The 20,821-nt window shown below is 62.6% G+C and carries 22 protein-coding genes; 13 read left to right on the top strand and 9 right to left on the bottom strand.

Annotated elements, in window-relative coordinates; all coding sequences use genetic code 11:
- The first annotated feature begins 43 nt into the window (after positions 1–43).
- Complete coding sequence (gene mbfA / locus AC0QUY_RS34935; RefSeq protein WP_161851645.1) at positions 44–1,015, top strand: iron exporter MbfA; 972 nt, start codon at positions 44–46, stop codon at positions 1,013–1,015.
- An 8-nt stretch (positions 1,016–1,023) separates the two neighbouring features.
- Here mbfA and AC0QUY_RS34930 read toward each other — a convergent pair whose 3' ends face one another.
- Positions 1,024–1,590, bottom strand: coding sequence for a GNAT family N-acetyltransferase (locus AC0QUY_RS34930; RefSeq protein WP_475390534.1), 567 nt, complete (start codon positions 1,588–1,590; stop codon positions 1,024–1,026).
- A 166-nt stretch (positions 1,591–1,756) separates the two neighbouring features.
- Here AC0QUY_RS34930 and AC0QUY_RS34925 point away from each other — a divergent pair, with 166 nt between their 5' ends.
- The 3 genes from AC0QUY_RS34925 to AC0QUY_RS34915 are packed head-to-tail and all read left to right on the top strand — an operon-like array spanning position 1,757 to position 4,239.
- Entirely contained in the window at positions 1,757–3,229 is a 1,473-nt protein-coding gene (locus AC0QUY_RS34925) for an amidase (protein ID WP_475390532.1), read from the top strand.
- A 59-nt stretch (positions 3,230–3,288) separates the two neighbouring features.
- Positions 3,289–3,849 carry a hypothetical protein gene (locus AC0QUY_RS34920; RefSeq protein WP_475390530.1) on the top strand — a complete coding sequence of 187 codons (561 nt, stop codon included), beginning with the start codon at positions 3,289–3,291 and terminating at the stop codon, positions 3,847–3,849.
- A 36-nt stretch (positions 3,850–3,885) separates the two neighbouring features.
- On the top strand, positions 3,886–4,239 hold the full coding sequence (locus AC0QUY_RS34915) for a nuclear transport factor 2 family protein (RefSeq protein ID WP_475390528.1): 354 nt from the start codon (positions 3,886–3,888) through the stop codon (positions 4,237–4,239).
- A gap of 108 nt (positions 4,240–4,347) precedes the next feature.
- On the opposite strand, the gene AC0QUY_RS34910 is transcribed toward AC0QUY_RS34915, so the two are convergent.
- Positions 4,348–5,436 carry a Zn-dependent alcohol dehydrogenase gene (locus AC0QUY_RS34910; protein ID WP_475390527.1) on the bottom strand — a complete coding sequence of 363 codons (1,089 nt, stop codon included), beginning with the start codon at positions 5,434–5,436 and terminating at the stop codon, positions 4,348–4,350.
- A 48-nt stretch (positions 5,437–5,484) separates the two neighbouring features.
- Entirely contained in the window at positions 5,485–7,254 is a 1,770-nt protein-coding gene (locus AC0QUY_RS34905; RefSeq protein WP_475390525.1) for an acyl-CoA dehydrogenase family protein, read from the bottom strand.
- A 173-nt stretch (positions 7,255–7,427) separates the two neighbouring features.
- Here AC0QUY_RS34905 and AC0QUY_RS34900 point away from each other — a divergent pair, with 173 nt between their 5' ends.
- Together AC0QUY_RS34900 and AC0QUY_RS34895 are read left to right on the top strand one after the other, a co-directional pair.
- Positions 7,428–8,129 carry an SDR family NAD(P)-dependent oxidoreductase gene (locus tag AC0QUY_RS34900; protein ID WP_475390523.1) on the top strand — a complete coding sequence of 234 codons (702 nt, stop codon included), beginning with the start codon at positions 7,428–7,430 and terminating at the stop codon, positions 8,127–8,129.
- A 150-nt stretch (positions 8,130–8,279) separates the two neighbouring features.
- Entirely contained in the window at positions 8,280–9,110 is an 831-nt protein-coding gene (locus tag AC0QUY_RS34895; RefSeq protein ID WP_475390522.1) for an enoyl-CoA hydratase, read from the top strand.
- 196 nt (positions 9,111–9,306) lie between these two features.
- Here the strand turns inward: AC0QUY_RS34895 and AC0QUY_RS34890 are convergent, their stop codons facing one another.
- Both AC0QUY_RS34890 and AC0QUY_RS34885 read right to left on the bottom strand, forming a co-directional pair.
- Positions 9,307–9,708 carry a nuclear transport factor 2 family protein gene (locus AC0QUY_RS34890; protein ID WP_475390519.1) on the bottom strand — a complete coding sequence of 134 codons (402 nt, stop codon included), beginning with the start codon at positions 9,706–9,708 and terminating at the stop codon, positions 9,307–9,309.
- A gap of 57 nt (positions 9,709–9,765) precedes the next feature.
- The gene (locus tag AC0QUY_RS34885) at positions 9,766–10,665 is read right to left on the bottom strand and encodes a LysR family transcriptional regulator (protein ID WP_475390518.1); all 900 of its coding nucleotides are present in this window, start codon (positions 10,663–10,665) and stop codon (positions 9,766–9,768) included.
- Positions 10,666–10,785: 120 nt separating this feature from the next.
- Between AC0QUY_RS34885 and AC0QUY_RS34880 the strand changes: the two genes are divergently transcribed.
- Positions 10,786–11,625 (top strand): oxidoreductase, encoded by an 840-nt coding sequence (locus AC0QUY_RS34880; RefSeq protein ID WP_475390516.1) that lies wholly within the window; start codon positions 10,786–10,788, stop codon positions 11,623–11,625.
- A 49-nt stretch (positions 11,626–11,674) separates the two neighbouring features.
- On the opposite strand, the gene AC0QUY_RS34875 is transcribed toward AC0QUY_RS34880, so the two are convergent.
- Both AC0QUY_RS34875 and AC0QUY_RS34870 read right to left on the bottom strand, forming a co-directional pair.
- Positions 11,675–12,295 (bottom strand): N-acetyltransferase family protein, encoded by a 621-nt coding sequence (locus AC0QUY_RS34875; protein ID WP_475390514.1) that lies wholly within the window; start codon positions 12,293–12,295, stop codon positions 11,675–11,677.
- Between the two features lie 72 nt (positions 12,296–12,367).
- The gene (locus AC0QUY_RS34870; protein ID WP_161851632.1) at positions 12,368–12,571 is read right to left on the bottom strand and encodes a DUF1127 domain-containing protein; all 204 of its coding nucleotides are present in this window, start codon (positions 12,569–12,571) and stop codon (positions 12,368–12,370) included.
- A 114-nt stretch (positions 12,572–12,685) separates the two neighbouring features.
- On the opposite strand from AC0QUY_RS34870, the gene AC0QUY_RS34865 reads away from it, so the two are divergent.
- The 6 genes from AC0QUY_RS34865 (at position 12,686) to AC0QUY_RS34840 (ending at position 18,184) form a co-directional block, all read left to right on the top strand.
- The gene (locus AC0QUY_RS34865) at positions 12,686–13,585 is read left to right on the top strand and encodes a transcriptional regulator GcvA (protein ID WP_475390513.1); all 900 of its coding nucleotides are present in this window, start codon (positions 12,686–12,688) and stop codon (positions 13,583–13,585) included.
- Between the two features lie 187 nt (positions 13,586–13,772).
- Positions 13,773–15,164 (top strand): FAD-dependent tricarballylate dehydrogenase TcuA, encoded by a 1,392-nt coding sequence (tcuA, locus tag AC0QUY_RS34860; protein ID WP_475390568.1) that lies wholly within the window; start codon positions 13,773–13,775, stop codon positions 15,162–15,164.
- A 112-nt stretch (positions 15,165–15,276) separates the two neighbouring features.
- Positions 15,277–16,305, top strand: a complete 1,029-nt coding sequence (locus AC0QUY_RS34855; RefSeq protein ID WP_475390511.1) for an alpha/beta hydrolase — start codon at positions 15,277–15,279, stop codon at positions 16,303–16,305.
- Positions 16,306–16,335: 30 nt separating this feature from the next.
- A complete protein-coding gene (gene tcuB / locus AC0QUY_RS34850) occupies positions 16,336–17,451 on the top strand; it encodes a tricarballylate utilization 4Fe-4S protein TcuB (protein WP_475390509.1) in 1,116 nt (371 codons plus the stop codon).
- Positions 17,452–17,849: 398 nt separating this feature from the next.
- Positions 17,850–18,059 carry a hypothetical protein gene (locus tag AC0QUY_RS34845; protein ID WP_475390507.1) on the top strand — a complete coding sequence of 70 codons (210 nt, stop codon included), beginning with the start codon at positions 17,850–17,852 and terminating at the stop codon, positions 18,057–18,059.
- Between the two features lie 2 nt (positions 18,060–18,061).
- The gene (locus AC0QUY_RS34840) at positions 18,062–18,184 is read left to right on the top strand and encodes a hypothetical protein (protein ID WP_256380308.1); all 123 of its coding nucleotides are present in this window, start codon (positions 18,062–18,064) and stop codon (positions 18,182–18,184) included.
- A gap of 146 nt (positions 18,185–18,330) precedes the next feature.
- Here the strand turns inward: AC0QUY_RS34840 and AC0QUY_RS34835 are convergent, their stop codons facing one another.
- Both AC0QUY_RS34835 and AC0QUY_RS34830 read right to left on the bottom strand, forming a co-directional pair.
- Complete coding sequence (locus AC0QUY_RS34835) at positions 18,331–18,921, bottom strand: DedA family protein (protein ID WP_475390505.1); 591 nt, start codon at positions 18,919–18,921, stop codon at positions 18,331–18,333.
- Between the two features lie 367 nt (positions 18,922–19,288).
- The gene (locus tag AC0QUY_RS34830) at positions 19,289–20,794 is read right to left on the bottom strand and encodes a tetratricopeptide repeat protein (RefSeq protein ID WP_161851626.1); all 1,506 of its coding nucleotides are present in this window, start codon (positions 20,792–20,794) and stop codon (positions 19,289–19,291) included.
- Positions 20,795–20,821: the final 27 nt, after the last annotated feature.

The following is a 20,821-nucleotide window of genomic DNA, read 5'->3' as shown; positions in this document are numbered from 1 at the left end:
CCAAGATTAGAATAATTCTAAACTAAGAAAAGGCAGGCGTCCCGTGAAGAATTTCGCCGATCTGACCGAGCGCGAAGTGCTGGCTGTTGCGATCTCTTCCGAGGAAGAAGACAGCCGCATCTACATGACCTTCGCGGAGGACCTCGCGGAGCGCTATCCGGACTCGGCAAAAGTATTCGAAGAGATGGCGGAGGAAGAACGCGGCCATCGCCATCGGCTGCTGGAAATGTACGAGCAGCGGTTCGGCGCGCATCTACCGCCGATCCGCCGCGAGGACGTCAAGGGATTCTTGCGAAGGCGCCCGATCTGGCTGACGAAGAACCTGTCGCTCGACACCATCCGCAAGGAGGTCGAGACGATGGAGCTCCAAGCCGAGCAATTTTACATCAAGGCCGCAGAGCACGCCGAGGATGTCGGCGTCCGCCGCCTGCTTGGCGACCTCGCCGAGGAGGAAAAGGGCCACGAGCGATTAGCGGTGAAGCTGACCGGCGAGATCCTCAGCCCCGATGTGCGCGCGGAGGAAGACAAGACGCGGCGGCGCATGTTCGTGCTGCAATATGTGCAGCCGGGACTGGCCGGACTGATGGACGGTTCGGTTTCAACGCTGGCGCCGCTGTTTGCCGCGGCCTTTGCCACGCATCAGAACTGGCAGACGTTTCTGGTCGGCCTCGCCGCCTCGATCGGCGCCGGTATCAGCATGGGTTTTGCCGAAGCGCTGTCGGACGACGGCTCGCTGACCGGACGCGGCTCGCCCTGGCTGCGCGGCATCACCTGCGGGCTGATGACGACGCTCGGCGGTGTTGGCCACACGCTGCCCTATCTCGTTCCTGACTCCTGGCCGAATGCGTTCTGGATCGCGACCGCGATCGCCTGCATCATCGTGTTCTTCGAACTATGGGCGATCGCCTTCATCCGCGCGCGCTACATGGACACGCCGTTCCTGCAGGCGGTGTTCCAGATCGTGCTCGGCGGCGCCATCGTGCTGGCGGTGGGGATATTGATCGGCGCGGCTTAGCGAGCGTCTCAGTTCGCGCTCGCGGCGTCTCCCGCGATCCGGCCGAAGATTCGAAAGTCATGGAACGCGCCCTTGAACCATGCCTTTTGCCGCAACGTGCCTTCATACTGAAAGCCTGACTTTTCCAGCACGCGGTCGGACGCGGCATTACCGGGCAACGTCCAGGCATCTATGCGATTGAGCCTGAAGGTCTCGTGTCCGCACGCGACCACGGCCCGCACCGCCTCCGTCATCAAGCCCTTGCCCCAATAGTCCGGATGCAACTCGTAGCCAATTTGGCCGCACCGCCATTTCTTCTCGAAATTGTTGAAGCGGATCGCGCCGGCCAGCGCCTTCGAGCGGCTGATCTCGATGATCCAGGCACAACCCTTGCCGGAGCCGTGGATCTTGGACATCCAGCGCAAGGACCGTTCGACCCGCGTCGTAGACGGCGTATCGGGCCAATTGGAAAACCGCGTTACGTCGGGAATCGACAATAGCGCCCGAAAGGCAGGCACATCCTTTGGCATCGCCGCCCGTAAGGTCAGCCGCCTGGTGGACAACACGGGAAATTTCCGGCTCGCGGTCGGCGGCATGGTTACCTCTGTCCGTTTTGTTGATCGAAAGACTAACCAGCAACCCGGCCTTCGCCAAGCGGTTAGCAACATGACAGGATCGCCGCTGTACAGCCATTGCTCTTGCCGCGCGCACCCAAACTGAGCATCATCCGCGCCGCATTCGAAAACAGAGCGGGAGTACGCCTTGGCCAAATCGCAATGCGGTTTCAAGACCGCCGTCGAACTATCGGCCGCACTTGCCGCGAAAAAGGTCTCCGCGGTTGAACTTGCCGAGGACGTCATCGGCCGCATCGAACGGCACGATGCAAAAATCAACGCGATTTGCGTTCGCGACTTCGAGCGCGGACTTGCCGCCGCCCGCGCCGCCGACGCTGAACTGGCGCGCGGCGTCAGGAAGCCGCTGCTCGGCATCCCGCTGACCGTGAAGGAATCCTACAATATCGCGGGGTTGCCGACGACCTGGGGCATTCCGGCGCAAAAGGATTTCACGCCTGTGGAGGATGCGCTGTCGATCTCGCGGGTGAAGGACGCCGGCGGCGTCATCCTCGGCAAGACCAACGTGCCGCTCGGGCTCGGCGACTGGCAGAGCTACAACGAGATCTACGGCACCACCAACAATCCGTTCGATCTCGGCCGCACGCCGGGCGGCTCGTCCGGCGGCTCGTCAGCCGCGCTCGCGGCCGGCTATGGCCCGCTGTCGCTCGGCTCCGACATCGGCGGCTCCTTGCGCGTGCCCGCCTTTCATTGCGGCGTCTTTGCACACAAGCCGACCTTTGCGCTGGTGCCGGGGCGTGGCCACACGCCGCCGCCGTTCCAACCGCTGCCGCTCGATCGCGACCTCGCCGTGATCGGCCCGATGGCGCGCAGCGCCGCCGATCTCTCGCTGCTGCTCGACACCATCGCCGGCCCCGATCCGCTGGAGGCCGGCAAGGGTTACACGCTCGCACTGCCGGCTCCACGTCACGCCGCGCTGAAGGATTTTCGCGTGCTGGTGGTCGACACCGACCCGGTCATGCCGACCGACGAGGTGGTGCGCGGCACGATCCACAAGCTCGCCGCCAATCTCGAAAAGGCCGGCGTCAGGATCGATCGCGAGAGCCCATTGCTGCCGAACTTTGCCGAGACGTCCCGGCTTTACATGCGGATGCTGATGTCGTTCCTCGGTGCTTCCTTTCCGCCAGAGGTCTATGAGGGCGCGCAAGCCGCCGTCGCCGCGCTGCCGGCGAGCGAGACGAGCCTTGCCGCGGAACGGCTGCGCGGCATAGCGCAAAGCCACCGCAACTGGCTGATGGACGACGGCGCGCGCGCCCGCCTGCGCGCGCAATGGCGCGAATTGTTTGGGAACTATGATGCCGTGATCTGCCCGATCATGCCGACGCCGGCCTATCCGCACGACCACTCCGACGACCAGGAAAAACGCCGCATCAGGATCGACGGCAAGGATCACGTCTATCCCGACATGCTCTCCTGGCCTGGTATCGCTACCCTGCCCGGCCTGCCCTCCACCGCTGTCCCGACTGGCTTCTCGCCGAACGGATTGCCGGTCGGCGTGCAGATCGTCGGCCCCTGGCTGGAAGACCGCACGCCGCTGAAGCTCGCCGAACTGATCGAACGCGAATTCGGCGGCTTCAAGCCGCCGCCGATGTTTGACGATTGAGCGACGAAACGCAACGTCATTGCGAGGAGCGAGGGTGAAGCAGTACGGTTGAACGCGCCATGCGGACTTTCATTCGAAGCATCATCGCCGTCGTTGCCGGCTTCCTGCTGATGTGGCCGCTTGGCTATGCCTATGCCGCGCTCGGCTGGCCAACATTCCACTTGTGGGGGCTGATGCATGGCACCTATGTCGCGGCCTGGCCTACCCTGTCGATCCTGGCATTCCTGGCACTGGGGTATCTGCCGCTTTTCCGGCGCGTCGACGACACGGCGCTTCTCATCGCCGGCCTTGTTTGGGGTCTGTTGCTGGCCAGCGGTTTCAACATCCGCCACGCTCTCGGCTATGAGATCGCCTATGGCCTGTTCGGCGCCACGGCCGTTGTCGTCGCAATACTCTGCATCTTTGCCAAACACCCGCTTCGTTTGGCGTTGCTTGTGGTATCGCCGCTTGTTTTCCTGAACCTGGATCTTCTGCTGGCGCCACCGGCGCTTGAACAATTTTTGTCTCGGGCCATCCTTGATCTCAAGGGGCTCTTGCCGCCAGTCGCTTTCTCGCTTGCGGGTTACGTGCTTGGTTCGCTCGCCCGCGTCGCGATCAAGCGCTCGCCGAGAACAGCGTGATGGCCGCTCTGCATTGACCAAGAACCGGAGGAAATCATGAACAACGACCTCGCCGAGCTGACCGAGCTCAACCACGACTATGTGGCGTCCGTGCAGAATTCCGACGTCAAGCGCTTCGACGAAATCCTTAGCCCGGATTTCTACTGCTCCAATCCCGACAAGTCGCTGGTCGATCGCGCCGCGTTCCTGCAACAGACCGCAAAGCCGGTAGCGATCAAGAACCTGCGCGCGGAAGACGTGAAGATCCGAATCCTCGGCGATTTCGCCATCATCCACGCGGCGACAAGCTACACGACCGCCGACGGGCAGCAGGCGCACGGCCGCTATACCGATTGCTGGGCGAAGCAGAACGGCAGGTGGCTTGCGGTATCAGCGCATGTGACCCGGTAGATGAAACTGTCATTGCCGGGCTTGACCCGGCAATCCATCCCGTTTGACAAAGGGCTTCTTGCGAAGATCGATGGATGCCCGGGTCAAGCCCGGGCATGACGAGCTTCTTCAGCTATCAAACACGATCACGCTGCGCAGCGTCTTGCCGGCTTTCATGTTGGCAAAACCCTCGTTGATCTCGGAGAGTTTCAGCTTGGCCGAAATCCAGTCCTCCAGATGTAGCTTGCCGCGCATGTAGAATTCGACGAGGCGGGGCATGTCGACACGGAAATGGTTGGAGCCCATCGACGATCCCTGAATGCGGCGCTCGCGCAGGAAGTCGAAGCCATGCAACTCGATCTTCTGGCCGAACGGGATCATGCCGACGATGGTCGCGGTGCCGCCCGCCGCCAGCATTGCAAAGGACTGCTCGGCAGTTTCCTTGCGGCCCAGCACCTCGAACGAGTGATGCACGCCGCCGCCGGTGAGTTCGCGCACCTGCTGCACCACGTCGCCCCGGGCGGGATCGACGATGTCGGTGGCGCCAAGCTTGGTGGCCAGTTGCAGCTTGGCCGGGTTGGTGTCGATTGCGATGATGCGGCCGGCGCCGGCGATCGCGGCGCCATTGATCGCGGCCATGCCGACGCCGCCGCAGCCGATCACCGCCACGGTCTCGCCGGCCTGAACCTTTGCAGTGTTCACCACAGCGCCGTAGCCGGTGATGACGCCGCAGCCGATCAGGGCGGCCAGCTCCAGCGGCATGTCCTTGCGGATTTTGACGATGGCGTTTTCGTGCACCAGCATCTGCTCCGCGAACGAAGAGAGATTGAGGAACTGGTTGAGCTTCTCCGACCGCGCCCAGGACAGGCGATTGGAGGCGCCCGGCAGCATCTTCACGGTCGTGTCGGTGCAGAGCACAGTGCGGCCGGTGGTGCAGTTGTCGCAGGTGCCGCAGAACACCGAAAGACACGTCACGACGTGATCGCCGGGCTTTACGTAGGTGACGTCGGAGCCGACCTTTTCGACCACGCCGGCGGATTCATGCCCGAGCACGGCGGGAAGCGGATGCGGGTACAGCCCTTCCATGAAGTGCAGGTCGGAATGACAGAGGCCGGCAACGCGGGTGCGGATCAGGACTTCGCGCGGGCCGGGGTTCGGCACGCTGACATCCTCGATCACCAGCGGCTGGTTGACTTCATGCAGAACGGCGGCCTTCATCGGGTGCTCCCTCTATTTCTGTTTTTTTGAACCAGTATTGAAATCAGCCTACGCCGCGGCCAGCAATTCGCCAACTTCGGCCATGCCGACGTCGCGTTCGCCGAGCAGATGGCCGGTGATTGCGCGCTGGGTGGCATTTTCCGTTAAGCGGAACGGATCGCCTGTCAAGACGCGATGGTCGATCACCATCCGCGAGAGCAGAAGCCGTTTGGCGTCGCCACGCATTTTGTGAATGCGTCCGCCCTCCCAGGCCAGTGCGACGGCGCTCGCGACCTGATAGAGCAGGCTGGTGGCGCGCCGCGCATCGCCCTCATTTTCGCTCCGGCTCGCAACTTCGCGGGCAAAGCCGACGGCGCGGTCGGTCAATTCGTGCAAACGGCTGCGCCACGCCTGCGGCACGTTCGCGCTGTCGTCGAGGCGGGCATGCAGATCGGCGGCGAGCGCGGCATCGGCGCTGTGGCGGCCGACCGCGCGCGTCAGTGCATCGATTGCGACGATGTTGCCGGTGCCTTCCCAGATCGAGCCGAGATGGGCGTCGCGCAGCAGCCGGGCGGTGGCGAACTCCTCAATGTAGCCGATGCCGCCGCGCATCTCCAACGCGTCGCCGCAGACTTTCCGCGCATCGCGCGTCGCGCGGAATTTCAGCGTTGGGGTGAGGATGCGCAGCAGCGCCGCCGCATCCTGGCTGCCGGCTTCCGCGCGATCGAGCGCATCCGCCGTGAGGAAACTCATCGACAGCGCCTGCTCGGTCGGCAGCATGATTTTCATCAATTGCCGCCGCGCCAGCGGCAGATCGATGATGCGCTGGCCGAACACCACGCGGTTTTTCGCCACCGTCATCGCGTCATGATGCGCACGCCGCATCAGCGCGGTGGATTTGACGCCGTTGGAGAGCCGGGACGAATTGACCATCTCGGCCATCTGCACAAAACCGCGGTCGAGCTTGCCGACCGCGTACGCAATCGCGCCTTCGAACTTGATCTCACCCGACGCCATCGAGCGGGTGCCGAGCTTGTCCTTCAGGCGCACGATCCGGTAGTGGTTCTGCGAGCCGTCGTCGAGGAAGCGCGGCATCAGGAACAGGCCGACGCCGCGCGTGCCGGGGCCCGCGCCCTCCGGGCGCGCCAGCAGCATCACCACCTTGGCGTCGGCATTGGAGCAGAACCATTTTTCGCCATAGAGCCGCCAGTGATCGCCTTCCTGCACGGCCCTTGTCGTCAGCGTGCCGACGTCTGAGCCGCCTTCCTTCTCGGTCATGAACTGGCCGCCCTGGGTCAGCTTGCTCATGTCGGTCTGCGTCAGGCCGTCGAGATATTTCGCCTTCAGCGCGTCGCTGCCGAAATTGTTGAGCAGTTTGGCGCAACCGTCGGTGACGTTGATCGGGCAGCCCATGCCGAACTCGGTCTGATTGAACAGGAAGGTAAAGGCATGCTTGGCGACGACGGGGTATTTGTCCGGCCAGCCCATGATGCCCTTGCGGATCGACAACGCGTGAATGCCGAACTCGCCGAACGCGGCCTTTTCGAGCTCGCGATAGGCCGGGTGGTATTCGATATACTGGGTATCGCGGCCGAACTTGTCGCGCTGGTGCAGCACCGGTGTGTGGCGATCGGCCAGCCGCGCGCATTCGTCGAGATAGCCGCCGGCCAGTTCGCCGAGGCGGTCGAGATGCGGCTCGATATGACGGAACAGCGCATCTGATAGATGCAGCCGCAGCAGGTCGGTCAACGCCGGATCGGCGCGGTAGAAATTCATCCCGGTTGTGTCAGGCGCGAGCAATCCCGGCTGGCTGGCCGACGCGGTTGCGCGATCTTGCATGAGTGGATGCATTTTTAGCCCTTGTTCGTTCCGCCCGATCTTGATCATCTACCGATAGCGCAGGCGTTCAAGCCGTCAACACGCATAATTGGAGGGCCGCCCCATGGCGGACGATTGCCCATGCGGAATCGGGTTCCTAGATACTTAAGTCCCACCATCCGAGGACCGCGCCCATGGAAATTCCAAAATACAAGATTGCCCTGATCGTCGGCGTCGGCGAGGGATTGAGCGCATCGCTGGCGCGCTTGTTTGCACGCGAAGGTATCAAGGTTGCGCTTGCCGCGCGCAAGATCGAAAAACTCGGCGCGCTCTGCACCGAGACCGGCGCCCGCGCCTTTGCCTGCGACGCCACCGAGGCCGAAGAAGTCGAACGCCTGTTCGGCATGGTCGAGCGCGAGCTCGGCACGCCCGACATCGTGGTCTATAACGCCAGCGGCCGCGCGCGCGGTGCCTTCACCGATCTGGTGCCGGCCGAGGTTGCGAATGCCATCGCGGTCTCGGCGTTCGGCGGCTTTCTGGTGGCGCAGCAGGCGGCGCAGCGCATGCTGCCGAACAAGCACGGCGCGATCCTGTTCACCGGCGCGTCCGCCAGCGTCAAGGGCTATCCGCAGTCGGCGCCGTTCGCGATGGGAAAATTCGCGTTGCGGGGACTGGCCCAGAGCATGTCGCGCGAATTGTCGCCGCAGGGCATTCATGTGGCGCATTTCGTCATCGACGGCGGCATCCGCAGCGCGGCCCGCGCCGAACCTGCCGACAAGCCGGACTCGATGCTAGATCCGGATGCGATCGCATTGAGCTATTGGAGCGTACTGCAGCAGCCGCGCAGCGCCTGGACCTGGGAGGTCGAACTGAGGCCGTGGGTGGAGAAGTTTTGACGCGACCACCACCGTCATTGCGAGCGCAGCGAAGCAATCCATAGCGTTGCACGACAGGAAGATGGATTGCTTCGTCGCTTGCGCTCCCTTGCGCAAACGCTTCGCGTTTGTCGCAGGCAATGACGAAAACGAACAACAACAGGGGGAACCATGACCACCGAAACCAAGATCGACACCGGCACCGACGAACTGCTCTGCGTGATCCGCGACCGCGTCGCCATCATCACGCTGAACCGCCCCGAGGCGCGTAATGCGATGTCGGATAATCTGACCCCAGCCTTGCGCAACATGATCAAGGCCTGCGGCGAGAATCCAGATGTCGGCGTGCTGCTGCTGACCGGCGCCGGCAAGGCATTCTGCGCCGGCGGTAACGTCAAGGGCATGGGGGCGAATCGCGACAAGACAAAGCTCGCAATGTCCCATGACGAGCGGGTCGCCGACCTCCAGGAGCGGCAGCGTCTCCTGACCGGCGCGCTGGTCTCGGTGCGCAAGCCGACCATTGCCGCTCTACCCGGTCCCGCGGTCGGCGCCGGATTAGCTTTGGCGATGGCCTGCGACATGCGCATATCAGCGCAATCGGCATTCCTTTCCACCGGCTACCTCAAGGTGGGCCTGAGCGGCGATTACGGCATCGCCTGGCTCCTGACACGGCTGGTCGGCACGTCGCGGGCACGGGAATTGATGTTCACTTGCGACAGGGTCGATGCGGCCAGGTGCGAGGCGATCGGCCTGGTGAACCGCGTGGTCCCCGACGACAGGCTGCAGGCGGAGGCCTTCGCGCTCGCTAAATCGATCGCCGAAGGACCGACGATCGCGATCCGCTACATGAAGGATAATCTGGACGAAGCCTTGATGTTCGACTTCGCCACAGCGCGCGATCATGAGGCCGAGCGCATGATCCGAAGCCAGGTGACGGCCGATCACAGGGAGGCCGTGCAAGCCTTCATCGAAAAACGGGCGCCGGTGTTCTCTGGCAAGTGAGCCTCTTCTCCCTCCCCGTTCTTCATCCCCGTTCTTCACGGGGAGAGGGTGGGGGTGAGGGGCTCTCTCCGCGAGCTTGCGGTTGCGATAGCGTCGTAGCCCGGATGGAGCGGAGCGAAATCCGGGGCAACTCTCGCAAGTGGGTAGACCGGTCCCGGATTGCGCTTCGCTCCATCCGGGCTACGAGACTACGAATCTAGATCGGATTCTCCTCAAACAGCCGCCCCACCATCACCGAATCCAGATAAGCGCGCACGCGCACGATGGTGTCATTCCTGAAGTAGCAGACCCAGCAATAATGGTTGTCGAAGCGAAAGCCGTTCTTCGCGGTCGCTTCGGAATGCAGCTCAACAATTGCCACATCGTCCTGCACGATCAGGTTGTCGACGTGCAATTGCGCGCCGTTCGGCAATACCTTGCCCAGCTTGGCAAACGTGCCGGCGATGAAATCGGCCTTCGACAAATAGTGACCGGCGAGCGGATGCGTACCCATCACGGTCCAGTCGACGTCTTCGGCGACATGGGCAAAGAAGCCGGCGCCATCGCCGTGCTCGAGGCCGGCAAAGATCTTTCGCACGAATCCTGGATCGACGCCCATGACCGGCCCCTCCCTGCGAAGTCGCCGTAGGAAGCCTAGACCGCGGCGAAGGCATTATCAATCGACCGCCGCCCCGCCCCCGCGCGCAAAGTCGACGAAGGCCCGCAGCGCCGCCGGCAGTTGCCGCCGGCTCGGATAGTACAGGAAGAAGCCGGGATAGGCCGGACACCAGTCGGCCAGCACGCGCACCAGCTTGCGTTTGGCGACCAACTCCTCGACCTGCGCCTCGAACACGAAGGCGAGGCCGGCGCCATCCAGCGCTGCGTCAACCATGAGGTCCTGGTCGTTGAGTGTCAGCGGCCCCTCGACGTCGATATCGACCTCGATGCCGCCGCGCTCGAACTCCCAGCGATACATCACGCCGCTGGTGAAGCGGTAGCGGATGCACGGCAAGCCCTTGAGGTCATGCGGCGTGATCGGCGGCTTGTAGGTCTTGAAATAGCGCGGCGAGCCCACCACCGCAAAGCGATGACGCGGCCCGATCGGGACCGCAATCATGTCGGCGGCGATGGTCTCGCCGAACCGGACGCCGGCGTCGAAACCCGCCGCGACCGTGTCGATCAGCGCGTCGTTGATGACGATCTCGACATTGACGTCCGGGAATTGCTTGAGGAAGCGCGTCACGATCGGCAGCAGCACCAATTGGGTCGATTGCCGCGCGGCGTTGAAACGAAGCGTGCCGGCCGGCTTGCCGCGGAAATTGTTGAGGTCCTCCAGCGCATCGTCGATATCGCGGAATGCCGGGCTGATCCGCGAGAACAGCCGCTCGCCGGCCTCCGTCAGCGCGACGCTGCGCGTGGTGCGGTTGATCAGCCGCAGATCCAGCCGCTCCTCGATATTGCGCAGCGCATGGCTCAGCGCCGAGGCCGAGACGCCAAGCTCGGTGGCGGCCGCGCGAAAGCTGCGGTGCCGGGCGATCGCCAGGAAGGTCGCGAGGTCGGAAGGGTCGATCCGCATTGATGAATGTTACTCAATAAGCTATGAAGTATATAGCGGATTATCTCAGATATGGCGAGCCGCTATTCCTTGCCCATCAGGCCAGGCGATCCCGCCGGGCCTAATCGAAAGGGCAAGAAAATGCGTGTCTGGTTCATCACAGGAGCTTCCCGGGGTTTTGGCGCTCTGATCGCGGAAGCCGCGCTGAAGGCGGGCGATGCGGTGGTCGCCACCGCGCGCGATCCCAACACCGTTACCGCCCGGCTCGGTCAGCATGACCGGCTGCTGGCGACCCGGCTCGACGTCACCAGCGAGGCAGAGGCTCATGAGGCCGCGGGCCAGGCAGTGAAAAAATTCGGCCGCATCGATATCCTCGTCAACAATGCCGGCTACGGCCTGCTCGGCGCGATCGAGGAAGCCAGCGCCGCGGAGACCGCCAAGCTGTTCAACACCAACGTTTTCGGTCTGCTCGGCGTCACGCGCGCAGTGCTGCCGCATATGCGGCGCCAGCGCTCGGGCCACGTCATCAACATCTCCTCGGTCGGCGGCTACACCGGCTATCCCGGCTGGGGCGTCTATGGCGCGACCAAGTTCGCGGTCGAAGGCATCAGCGAGGCGCTGTCAGCCGAAGTGGCGCCGCTCGGCATCAAGGTCACCGTGGTCGAGCCCGGCTTCTTCCGCACCGATTTCCTCGACGAGACGTCGCTGGCGCGCACCGCGCAGCATATCGATGATTACCGCGAGAGCGTCGGCAACACCCGCGCCCATGCAGCCGATGTCAACCATGGCCAGCGCGGCGACCCGCGCAAGCTGGCGAGTGCGTTCATCGCGCTGGCAAACGCCAAGAATCCGCCGCTGCGGCTGCCGCTCGGCAGCGACACGGTGGAGCGGATCGAAGCGAAGAACGCGTTCGTTGCAAGGGAACTGACGGAATGGAGGACGCTGGCGACCTCCACGGACTTCACTGACGAAGCCGCGTAGCGACGGAAAAACAGCCCGGTTCTGGGGTGGCCAGAACCGGGCTCAGTGATCAAACCGCAAGCGAGGACATGGCGCTGGGGGAGACGGCGGCAAGCCGCCAACTGGCGCATGGGATTTCCTGCGGCTCGATATGGATCTGTTTGTGGAAGCGCGTCAGCCTCCAGTCGCCGGGCGTATTGGTGAAGGCATAGCCAGCCTTGCGGGCGAGCGCGATCATGACGTCGTTGGAACGCAGCGTATCGCCGAAGATGCGTTCGGCGCCAAAGGCAGCCGCGCGGCATTCGAGATTCTTCAACAGCGCCTTGCCGATGCCGTGGCCCTGCCAGCGATCGTCGATCGACAGGCCGAACTCGATTGAGCTGGCCTCGCTGTCGAAGGCATAGCGCGCCTCGCCGACGATGACCTCATGGCCATCGACCAGCACGGTCGCGACCACGCTGAAGCGATCGGCCTCGCCGACATGGATGAAGCGCTCGAGTTCGGACGACGGCAGTTCGCTGGCCGCGCCGAGAAAGCGGCTGTAGCGGGAACGCGTCGAGAGCGCGCGGAAATAATTCTGCAGCGCCTCGGCATCGCGCGGCTCGACGAAGCGCACGGTCACGGCCTGGCCGTGCCGCGAGCGCAGCACGTCCGAATACTGCCTGAGATCGTCGAAACGCAGCGTGGTCATGGCGCGCTCCCGCCGGTCCTCAATGAAAATGGCTGGCGCCCCTCTAAACAGGCGGCGCCAGCCGGCTGCTACTCAAGCCCGCCAGAACGGTTTATCGGCCTCGTAGGCGACGTCGCTCCAGGAGATGCCGATGTCATGCAGCTCCCGATCCGACCACCGGGCCAGTTCGCGGCGCGACTGGTAGCGCTGCCGCCAGACATGGAGGGTTTCGGCCAACTGGCTCAAAAAGCCCGGTCCATGATGATTTATCATCGATTCATGCGTGTAAGTGGACATTTTCGGCTCCTGTAGTAATCTGTTGGCGCTAATATCTGCCTGGTCCGAGCCTTCCACAAACGACACTTTGTACCGTTTCGGATGATATAAACTCATGTATCGGGGGATCGCAGAATGACCGCCAGGCTGCCATCGCTGAATGGATTGCGGGCGTTCGAGGCCGCGGCCCGGCATTTGAGCTTCACACAGGCGGCGTCCGAACTGAACGTCACGCAGACCGCGATCAGCCACCAGATCAAGCGGTTGGAGGAAGAGCTCGGCGTCCGCCTGTTCATCCGCCAGAACCGCTCGCTGGCGCTGACGGCGGAAGCGGAGGACTACCTCCCGGGTATCCGCGCCGCCTTCAACGATCTTCGGCTTGCGACCGACCGCCTGCTGCGCAAAGACGACGACCATGTGCTGACGGTGTCGACGCTGGCGTCGCTGGCGGCCAAATGGTTGCTGCCGCGGCTCGCCGCGTTTCAGGAAGCCCATCCCGGCATCGACGTGCGCATCACCACCTCGACCAGTCTGGTCGACTTCCAGCGCGACAATGTCGACGCCGGCATTCGCTATGGCCGAGGCCAATGGCCGGGCGTTCGCGCTGACTGGCTGATGGCGGAGGAGCTGTTTCCGGTGTGCAGCCCGGCGCTGCTGAAGGGCAACAAGGCGCTGAGATGCCCCGAGGACCTCAGGGACCACGTGCTGCTGCATACCAGCAGCACGAACAGCGACGATTGGCGGCTGTGGCTGACGGCAGCCGGACTGCCGGCCGATCTTTCGAAACAGCCGGGCGTGACCTTCGACATGATCTTCATGACCGTGCAGGCCGCGATCGACGGCTTCGGCGTCGCCCTGGGACGCACGGCCTATGTGGAGGAAGACATCGCCAGGGGCCGACTCGTGGTTCCCTTCAAGATCTCGCTGCCGGTAGATGCCGGCTTCTATCTGGTCTCGCCCGCGGGACGAGCCGATCCGCCAAAGCTGTCGGCCTTCCGGCAGTGGCTGCTCACGTCCGTGCAGAGCAAGCCTTGACATCGCAGATATTCCGCACACCGAGTTGCATGCGACATCGTCGCATAAGGGCGCATTTCGGCGCGCACGAGACGCGTGACGCCGCCTCTTCATCAGGCTAGAAAATCTTAAGGGGCGGATGGATTTTCCTGGCCGAGCGCCGGTTTGATTTCCAGGCCAACAACGACAACAAGGGCGCATGGCCGATCTGACTAGAAAATTCGATGTGCTGGTGATCGGCGGCGGCAACGCCGCTCTCTGCGCCGCCATCAGCGCGCGGCGTGCGGGCGCTTCCGTGCTGGTGCTGGAAGGCGCGCCAAAATTCTATCGCGGCGGCAACACCCGCCACACCCGCAACATGCGCTGCGCGCACGATGCCGCCACCGAGATTCTAACCGGCCCCTACACCGAAGAAGAATTCTGGGACGATCTGTTGCACCTGACCGGCGGGCAGACCGACGCGGAACTGGCGAAATTTATGATCCGGGAGTCCAAGGACATCCTGAGCTGGATCGTCGAACAGGGCGTGCGCTGGCAGCCCTCGCTCGGCGGCACGCTGAGCCTTGGCCGCACCAATTCGTTCTTCCTCGGCGGCGGGCGCGCGATGCTGAACGCGCTGTACCTGACCGCCGAAAAACTCGGCGTCGAGATCGCCTACGATGCCGAGGTCGTCGACCTCGAGATCGAGAACGGCATGTTCCTCTCTGCCAAGCTGAAACAGCCCATCGAGGGCCTCAGCGAAATTCGAGCTTCCGCGCTGGTCGCAGCGGCCGGCGGCTTTGAAGCCAACATCGAATGGCTGAAGGAGTATTGGGGCGCGGCCGCCGACAATTTCCTGATCCGCGGCACGCCTTATAACCGCGGCTCGATCCTGAAGATGCTGCTTGCCAAGGGCGTGCAGGATATCGGCGATCCCACGCAATGCCATGCGGTGGCGATCGACGCCCGCGCGCCGAAGTTCGACGGCGGCATCATCACGCGCCATGACTCGGTGGTGTTTGGCATCGTCGTCAACAAGGACGCCCAGCGATTCTACGACGAGGGCGAGGATATCTGGCCGAAACGCTACGCGATCTGGGGCCGGCTGGTGGCGGCGCAACCGGACCAAATTGCCTACATCATTTTCGATTCTACTGTGGTGACGAGCTTCATGCCGACGCTGTTCCCGCCGATCGCGGGCGCCAACATCGCCGAACTCGCGGGCAAGCTCGAACTCGATCCCGCCGCGCTGGAGAAGACGATCACCGAATTCAACGCTGCCGTGCAGCCCGGCACCTTCGACCATACCATTCTGGACGATTGCCGCACCGAAGGCATCACGCCGCCGAAGACGCATTGGGCGCGCCGGATCGAGACGCCGCCTTACCTCGCCTATCCGGTGCGGCCAGGCATCACCTTCACCTATCTCGGCACCCGCGTGAACAAGCAGTCGCGGATGGTGATGAAGGACGGCAAGCCTTCCGCCAACATGTTCGCGGCCGGCGAGATCATGGCCGGCAACGTGCTCGGCAAGGGCTATGCGGCCGGCATCGGCATGACCATCGGCAGCGTGTTTGGGCGGGTGGCCGGGCGTGAGGCGGCGAAGAATGCGAGGAATTAGGTTGGGGTTCACTCCCCTGCGAGCACGGCGCGCGGAGAGAGCCCCTCACCCCTACCCTCTCTCCGCGAAGAGCGGGGAGAGGGAGACAACAACGACGATGGGAGGATTGATGATGCGCGTAGCGATTTTCTCTGCTGTTGCAGTTCTGATGTCTGCAACACTGGCGAACTCCGCCGAGCCGATCGCGCTGCGCGACATGGGCTCGTTCCATGTCGGCGGACGGCTGGTCGAAATTTCCGGCAAGCCGGTGAAGGAAGTCACCTTCACGCCCGGCGGCGTGCCGGCAAAGGTCGATCCGAACGGCACCTATCAGGTCGAGCAGATGTATGTGCAGTATTTTCTGCCCGCCAACGAAAAGGGCGCCTATCCGCTGCTGATGTGGCATGGCGGCGGGCTGACCGGCGTCACCTATGAAACGACGCCGGACGGACGCGAAGGCTGGCTGAACTATTTCCTGCGCAAGGGCTGGGCCGTCTACAATTCCGATGCGGTCGAGCGCGGCCGCGCCGGCTGGGCGCAATATCCAGACATCTTCAAGGGCGAGCCGGTGTTTTTAACTACGGCGAACCCGTTCGAGCGCTTTCGCATCGGCGATGGTGCGGGCTCCTATGATCCGGATCCCGCCAAGCGCAAGCTGATGCCGGGCAGCCAGTTTCCGAACGAGGGCTATGAGAATTTCGTCAAGCAGAACGTGCCGCGCTGGACCACCACCGACGATGCCATCATCGCCGCCTATATAGCTGAAATCGATCGCGTTGGTCCGTCCATCATCCTGTTCCACAGCCAGGCCGGCAGTTTCGGCTTCAAGGTGGCGCAGGCGCGGCCCGACAAGGTCAAGGCGCTGATTGCAGTCGAGCCGGCCGGCCTCGGCGATCCCGCCAAGGCCGACCTGCTGAAGAACATTCCGACGCTGATCATCTACGGCGACTACATCGAAAAGGATTCGCGCTGGCCGAAGATTCGCGCCAACGGCATTGCGTTTGCGGACGCCGTCAAGGCGGCCGGCGGCAGCGTCGATGTCGTCGACCTGCCGCAGGCCGGCATCAAGGGCAATTCGCACATGGTGATGATGGACAAGAACAATGCCGAGGTCGCCGCACTGATCCAGAAATGGCTCGAAGGCAAGGGCCTGACGAAGTAACCGGAAAGGCCGGAGGGCAGGAAGCAACGGATGCACGGAACGCGAATCCTTGATGAAGCCGACCGCCTGATGACGGTCTGTAATTCCTGCCGCTATTGCGAGGGACTGTGCGCGGTCTTTCCGGCGATGGAAATGCGCCGCGCCTTCTCCGACGGCGACCTCAACTACCTCGCCAATCTCTGCCACGCTTGCGGCGCCTGCTACACCGATTGCCAGTTCTCGCCGCCGCATGAATTCGACGTCAATGTGCCGAAGACGCTCGCGGTGGCGCGCGCCGAATCCTGGGCCGCCTATGTTTGGCCCCGCGCCTTTGCCGGCGCGTTCGCGCGCAACGGGCTCGTCATCAGCCTCGTCGCGGCGCTCAGCGTCGCCGCGTTCATTTTCGGCTTTGCGGCTTTGCACGACCGGCAGGTGCTGTTCGGCGTGCATACCGGCCCCGGCGCGTTCTATAAATTGATGCCGCACAACGCGATGGTAGCCCTGTTCGGCGCGGCGTTCCTTTATGCGATCGTCGCGCTGGTGATGGGCGTGCGCGCGTTCTGGCGCGATATCGGCGAGCCCGTCGGCATGAAGACCGATGCGGGTTCGCTGCTGCAGGCCATCCGCGATGCCGGCGAGCTGCGCTATCTCGACGGCGGCGGCGTCGGCTGCTTCAACGAGGACGATCGCCCGACCGACCGCCGCCGGCTCTATCATCATTTCACCTTCTACGGCTTTGCGCTGTGCTTCGCCTCGACCTCAGTTGCGACGCTCTATCACTATCTGTTGGCGCGGCAGGCGCCGTATCCATGGTGGGATCTGCCGGTCGTGCTCGGCACGCTCGGCGGCATCGGGTTGCTGATCGGGCCGATTGGTTTGCTCGCCGAGCGATGGAAGCGCGATTCGGTGCTGGTCGACGAAGCGCGCTACGGCATGGATATCGCGTTCATCGTGATGCTGTTCCTGACCAGCCTCACCGGCATGGCGCTTTTGATCTTGCGCGAGACCGCCGCGATGGGCCCGCTGCTGGCGTTGCATCTCGGCGTCGTGTTCTCGCTGTTCGTCACCATGCCCTATGGCAAGTTCGTCCACGGCATCTATCGCTTCACCGCGCTGGTGCGTTATGCGCGGGAGCGGCGTGCGATGGCGCATGGGGCGGGAGAATAGAGTCGCTACTCTCTCCCCGTCATTGCGAGGAGCGCCAGCGACGAAGCAATCCATTTCTCAGCAAGCGGCGACATGGATTGCCTCGCGGAGCCTGTCCGAGTCATCGTCCTAATGCGATCAGGCGGTATCGCGGGTGGCGGCGGAGGAGGCGGCGGCCGGTAACGAATCGTAGGGTGGGCAAAAGCGACAGCGTGGCCACCATTCAGGAAATGCGTTCGGTGAATGGATGGTGGGCACGGCGCTGACGCGCCTTTGCCCACCCTACGGCCGTTATTCCGGCGCAACGAATTAATGCACCAATGCCTGCGATTTGGTCTGGCATTGGCGCTCACCAATACCTATCTGCGATTCAGGAAGGAAATTTGCCCCAAGGACAACTCCGATAAAGGAGCCGTCTTATGGCGAACGTACTCACCACTGGGGCCTGGCTTTCTGCCCCGATCAAAAAACCCTCATTTTTCGCACGATTGTTGCGCGCTAACGCCGAAGCTCGACAACGACGGGCTGAACGCGCTGTTGCGGACTATATTGCTTCCCACGGCCTGCAGCGGCTGTCGGATGATGCAGAGCGCCAAATTGCTCGTCTGCTCGTCAAGGCGGGGCATTAGCCATGGTCACACTCATCATCATGCACGTGGCGACCAAGCTCGCTCGTATCGGGAAAGAGGTTCTTGAAACCTGGCGCGAAGCTCAGCAACTTCGCCGCACCCTTGCCGGCCCGATGGAGGAGTAGCAAGAGGCGCCGAAGCGCCGTATCCACCATCGCGCAAGCGTTTTGGCGGTGGCACGTGAAGCCTGTCATCAGGCACGCATTTCGCGCGTGCCTGTGGCTTCGCGCACACCCGGCGCATCACGATCCAGCGATCAACCGCTGTTGCTTCAGTATCGCTCCATGATCTGATCGAGCTTCCTGCTGAGCAGCCAGGACATGCCGAGGAACGCGACCAGCATCACGAGACCCAGACCCGAAGAGGCGTTGTTGATGGACGTCTCCGAAAACTGACCGAAGGCATAGCCGGCCGAGACAACAGCTCCGGACCAAAGGCCCGCCGCGACGAAATTGAGCGCAAGGAAAGTGGACCAGGGCAGCCGCGAGATCCCGTAAGCAAACCCCGCGAGCCCGCGGATGCCATGCGGGAAACGATGAAACAGGATCATCCAGAAATAGTGACGGTCCGTCAGTCGGACGACGGTCTGGATGGGACGTTCAAACCGCGGAAAACGATCGAGCAAGCGTTCGCCGTAGCGCCGCCCGATCCAGAAGCGAATGGCGTCGCCGGCGAAACTACCGAACCAGCAGACCACGATGAGCTTGCCAAGACCTAGCGCGCCTGAATGCGCCGCGTAGCCCGCGAATAGCGCAAGCAGCAGACTATGCGAGGCCGCATAGGCAAACATGAAGCTGTAGGCCGCATCGCCGTGTTGGCTTATGAGGTCGAGGAACGAGGTCAGATCCGTTGGAAACAGCAATGTAAGCCCACCCACTCGCTCATGGAATGTTCCCCCAGATGAGTGGGTTCGGCCTGAACGCTAGCACTCCGCGGAAGGCCACGGAAGCCAATAGAAAGGCTTACGGCCGACAGCTTTGCACGCCGAGCGTGTTTGCAAGTGAGATAGGCCGCACAACGGGTCAGGACGCGTACCCGCTAATCGAGCCTGAGTGCGGCTTGATCGATGACCGCCATGCCCCGATAGCGGCCAAATTCCAGCGCGCGGCGAAATGACGCGATGTGCCAAGAGCGGACGTCGAGGGTTTTCCTCCGACGACTTCCTATGGAACCGATACCTGCCAATTCGAGTGGCAGCGATCAGATCTGCGTCGCACTTCGTATGGAAGTTATTTGCCAGCCACGAAATAAAAGTCCTGCCTTCCGGAAATCGAGCCGTAGCTGAAAGGCTTTTGCTTGCGACCGGTCGCTTCCATGACGTCGTCGCGAACGAAATCGAAAAGCCTGCGGACTTCGAGGCCGGGCGTTGGAAGATTTTTGACGAAGGCAGATGCGAACGGACTGTTAATCCCGTCACCGTCGAGCGCGGTCTCGCCATCCTTGGCAGCATAAACCACGAGCGTTCCCGCCTCCGGCTCGACAGCGGCCAGACCTCGCGATACCGAACGGGACGCGACTGTTAGCGTACGCTTCATTTGGTTGGCGAATGGGTTGTCGCGGCAGGCATCGAGAATTACGAGGCGTAGTTTCCTGGCGCGCTCCGCTGCATTTAGAACCTGTTCAAGCGGTACGGCTTCAAATCCAATATCGCGATCCGCGGCAATTTTGGCGTCGGTCGGAATGAGATAATTGATTCCGCCAACTTCCATACCATGTCCGGCATAATATACGACTGCCCAGTCCACCGTTTCTGCACGGGCTGCGAAATCGCGCAGGGCGCTAACCAAGGCGTCTTTTCGGAGATTGGTCAGCAAAGTAACTGTTTCAAACCCGGTGCGTCTTAAGACGTCGGCGACAAGGTTTGCGTCGCGCACAGGGTTCGGTAATGCGGCCACGTTTTCATAAGCAGAATTGCCAACGACAAGGGCGATGCGACGATCATTATTCGACACCGGTGCAGTAACAATGGCTGGAGCAACGTTGGCTTTCTCGAGCAACGCCGTTGCAGGTTGCGATGAAGGCAAGACGGCAAGCCGCTCTCGCGCCATGTCCTGCGCCCATTTTGTGGCCTTTTGTCTCAATCCGAGCGTAGTATTGAAGTCAGACCGCGCTTTGGCGAAATCTGCGAGCTTCTCATAGGCCAGTCCACGATTGACGTACGCGTTTGCATACGTGGGATCCAGCCGTATCGCCTCGGTGTAGTCTGCAGTGGCGCGGTCCGGATCGTCTTTGTTGCCGTAGGCGTTCCCCCGGTTGTAGTACGCGTTCGCATTCTTGGGATCCAGTCGTATCGCCTCGGTGTAGTCGGCAATGGCACGATCCGTGTCGCCTTTGTTGCTGTAAGCGTTCCCCCGGTTGTAGTACGCGTTCGCATACGTGGGCTCCAGGCGTATCGCCTCGATATAGTCGGCAATGGCACGGTCCGTGTCGCCTTTGTTGCTGTAGGCGTTCCCCCGGTTGTAGTACGCGTTCGCATACGTGGGCTCCAGCCGTATCGCCGCGGTGTAGTCGGCAATGGCACGGTCCGTGTCGCCTTTGTTGCTGTAAGCGTTCCCCCGGTTGTAGTAGGCTTTCGCATACTTGGGATCTCGCTGCCCCGCGCTGGCGTTGATTGCACGCGTGCACGCCGCGACGGCGACTTCGCCAGTTTCGCGGAAGCAGCGCGTCGTGTCATCTGCGGCTGCGGGGTCAGCGATGACAAGGATTGCAAAGCAGAACAATAGTTTGCGAAGCATACGAAAGCCCTCATTACCGGTGCCCCG

The organism is Bradyrhizobium sp. WYCCWR15520 (genome assembly GCF_056174665.1).
This window is presented reverse-complemented; position numbering and strand designations above follow the sequence as displayed.

Bases quoted from the DNA above. Each gene is read 5' to 3' on its own strand.
- AC0QUY_RS34930 (WP_475390534.1), bottom strand. From the start codon at position 1,590: ATGCCGCCGACCGCGAGCCGGAAATTTCCCGTGTTGTCCACCAGGCGG.
- AC0QUY_RS34920 (WP_475390530.1), top strand. From the start codon at position 3,289: ATGCGGACTTTCATTCGAAGCATCATCGCCGTCGTTGCCGGCTTCCTG.
- AC0QUY_RS34915 (WP_475390528.1), top strand. From the start codon at position 3,886: ATGAACAACGACCTCGCCGAGCTGACCGAGCTCAACCACGACTATGTG.
- AC0QUY_RS34910 (WP_475390527.1), bottom strand. From the start codon at position 5,436: ATGAAGGCCGCCGTTCTGCATGAAGTCAACCAGCCGCTGGTGATCGAG.
- AC0QUY_RS34905 (WP_475390525.1), bottom strand. From the start codon at position 7,254: ATGCAAGATCGCGCAACCGCGTCGGCCAGCCAGCCGGGATTGCTCGCG.
- AC0QUY_RS34900 (WP_475390523.1), top strand. From the start codon at position 7,428: ATGGAAATTCCAAAATACAAGATTGCCCTGATCGTCGGCGTCGGCGAG.
- AC0QUY_RS34895 (WP_475390522.1), top strand. From the start codon at position 8,280: ATGACCACCGAAACCAAGATCGACACCGGCACCGACGAACTGCTCTGC.
- AC0QUY_RS34890 (WP_475390519.1), bottom strand. From the start codon at position 9,708: ATGGGCGTCGATCCAGGATTCGTGCGAAAGATCTTTGCCGGCCTCGAG.
- AC0QUY_RS34885 (WP_475390518.1), bottom strand. From the start codon at position 10,665: ATGCGGATCGACCCTTCCGACCTCGCGACCTTCCTGGCGATCGCCCGG.
- AC0QUY_RS34880 (WP_475390516.1), top strand. From the start codon at position 10,786: ATGCGTGTCTGGTTCATCACAGGAGCTTCCCGGGGTTTTGGCGCTCTG.
- AC0QUY_RS34875 (WP_475390514.1), bottom strand. From the start codon at position 12,295: ATGACCACGCTGCGTTTCGACGATCTCAGGCAGTATTCGGACGTGCTG.
- AC0QUY_RS34870 (WP_161851632.1), bottom strand. From the start codon at position 12,571: ATGTCCACTTACACGCATGAATCGATGATAAATCATCATGGACCGGGC.
- AC0QUY_RS34865 (WP_475390513.1), top strand. From the start codon at position 12,686: ATGACCGCCAGGCTGCCATCGCTGAATGGATTGCGGGCGTTCGAGGCC.
- AC0QUY_RS34855 (WP_475390511.1), top strand. From the start codon at position 15,277: ATGCGCGTAGCGATTTTCTCTGCTGTTGCAGTTCTGATGTCTGCAACA.
- tcuB (WP_475390509.1), top strand. From the start codon at position 16,336: ATGCACGGAACGCGAATCCTTGATGAAGCCGACCGCCTGATGACGGTC.
- AC0QUY_RS34845 (WP_475390507.1), top strand. From the start codon at position 17,850: ATGGCGAACGTACTCACCACTGGGGCCTGGCTTTCTGCCCCGATCAAA.
- AC0QUY_RS34840 (WP_256380308.1), top strand. From the start codon at position 18,062: ATGGTCACACTCATCATCATGCACGTGGCGACCAAGCTCGCTCGTATC.
- AC0QUY_RS34830 (WP_161851626.1), bottom strand. From the start codon at position 20,794: ATGCTTCGCAAACTATTGTTCTGCTTTGCAATCCTTGTCATCGCTGAC.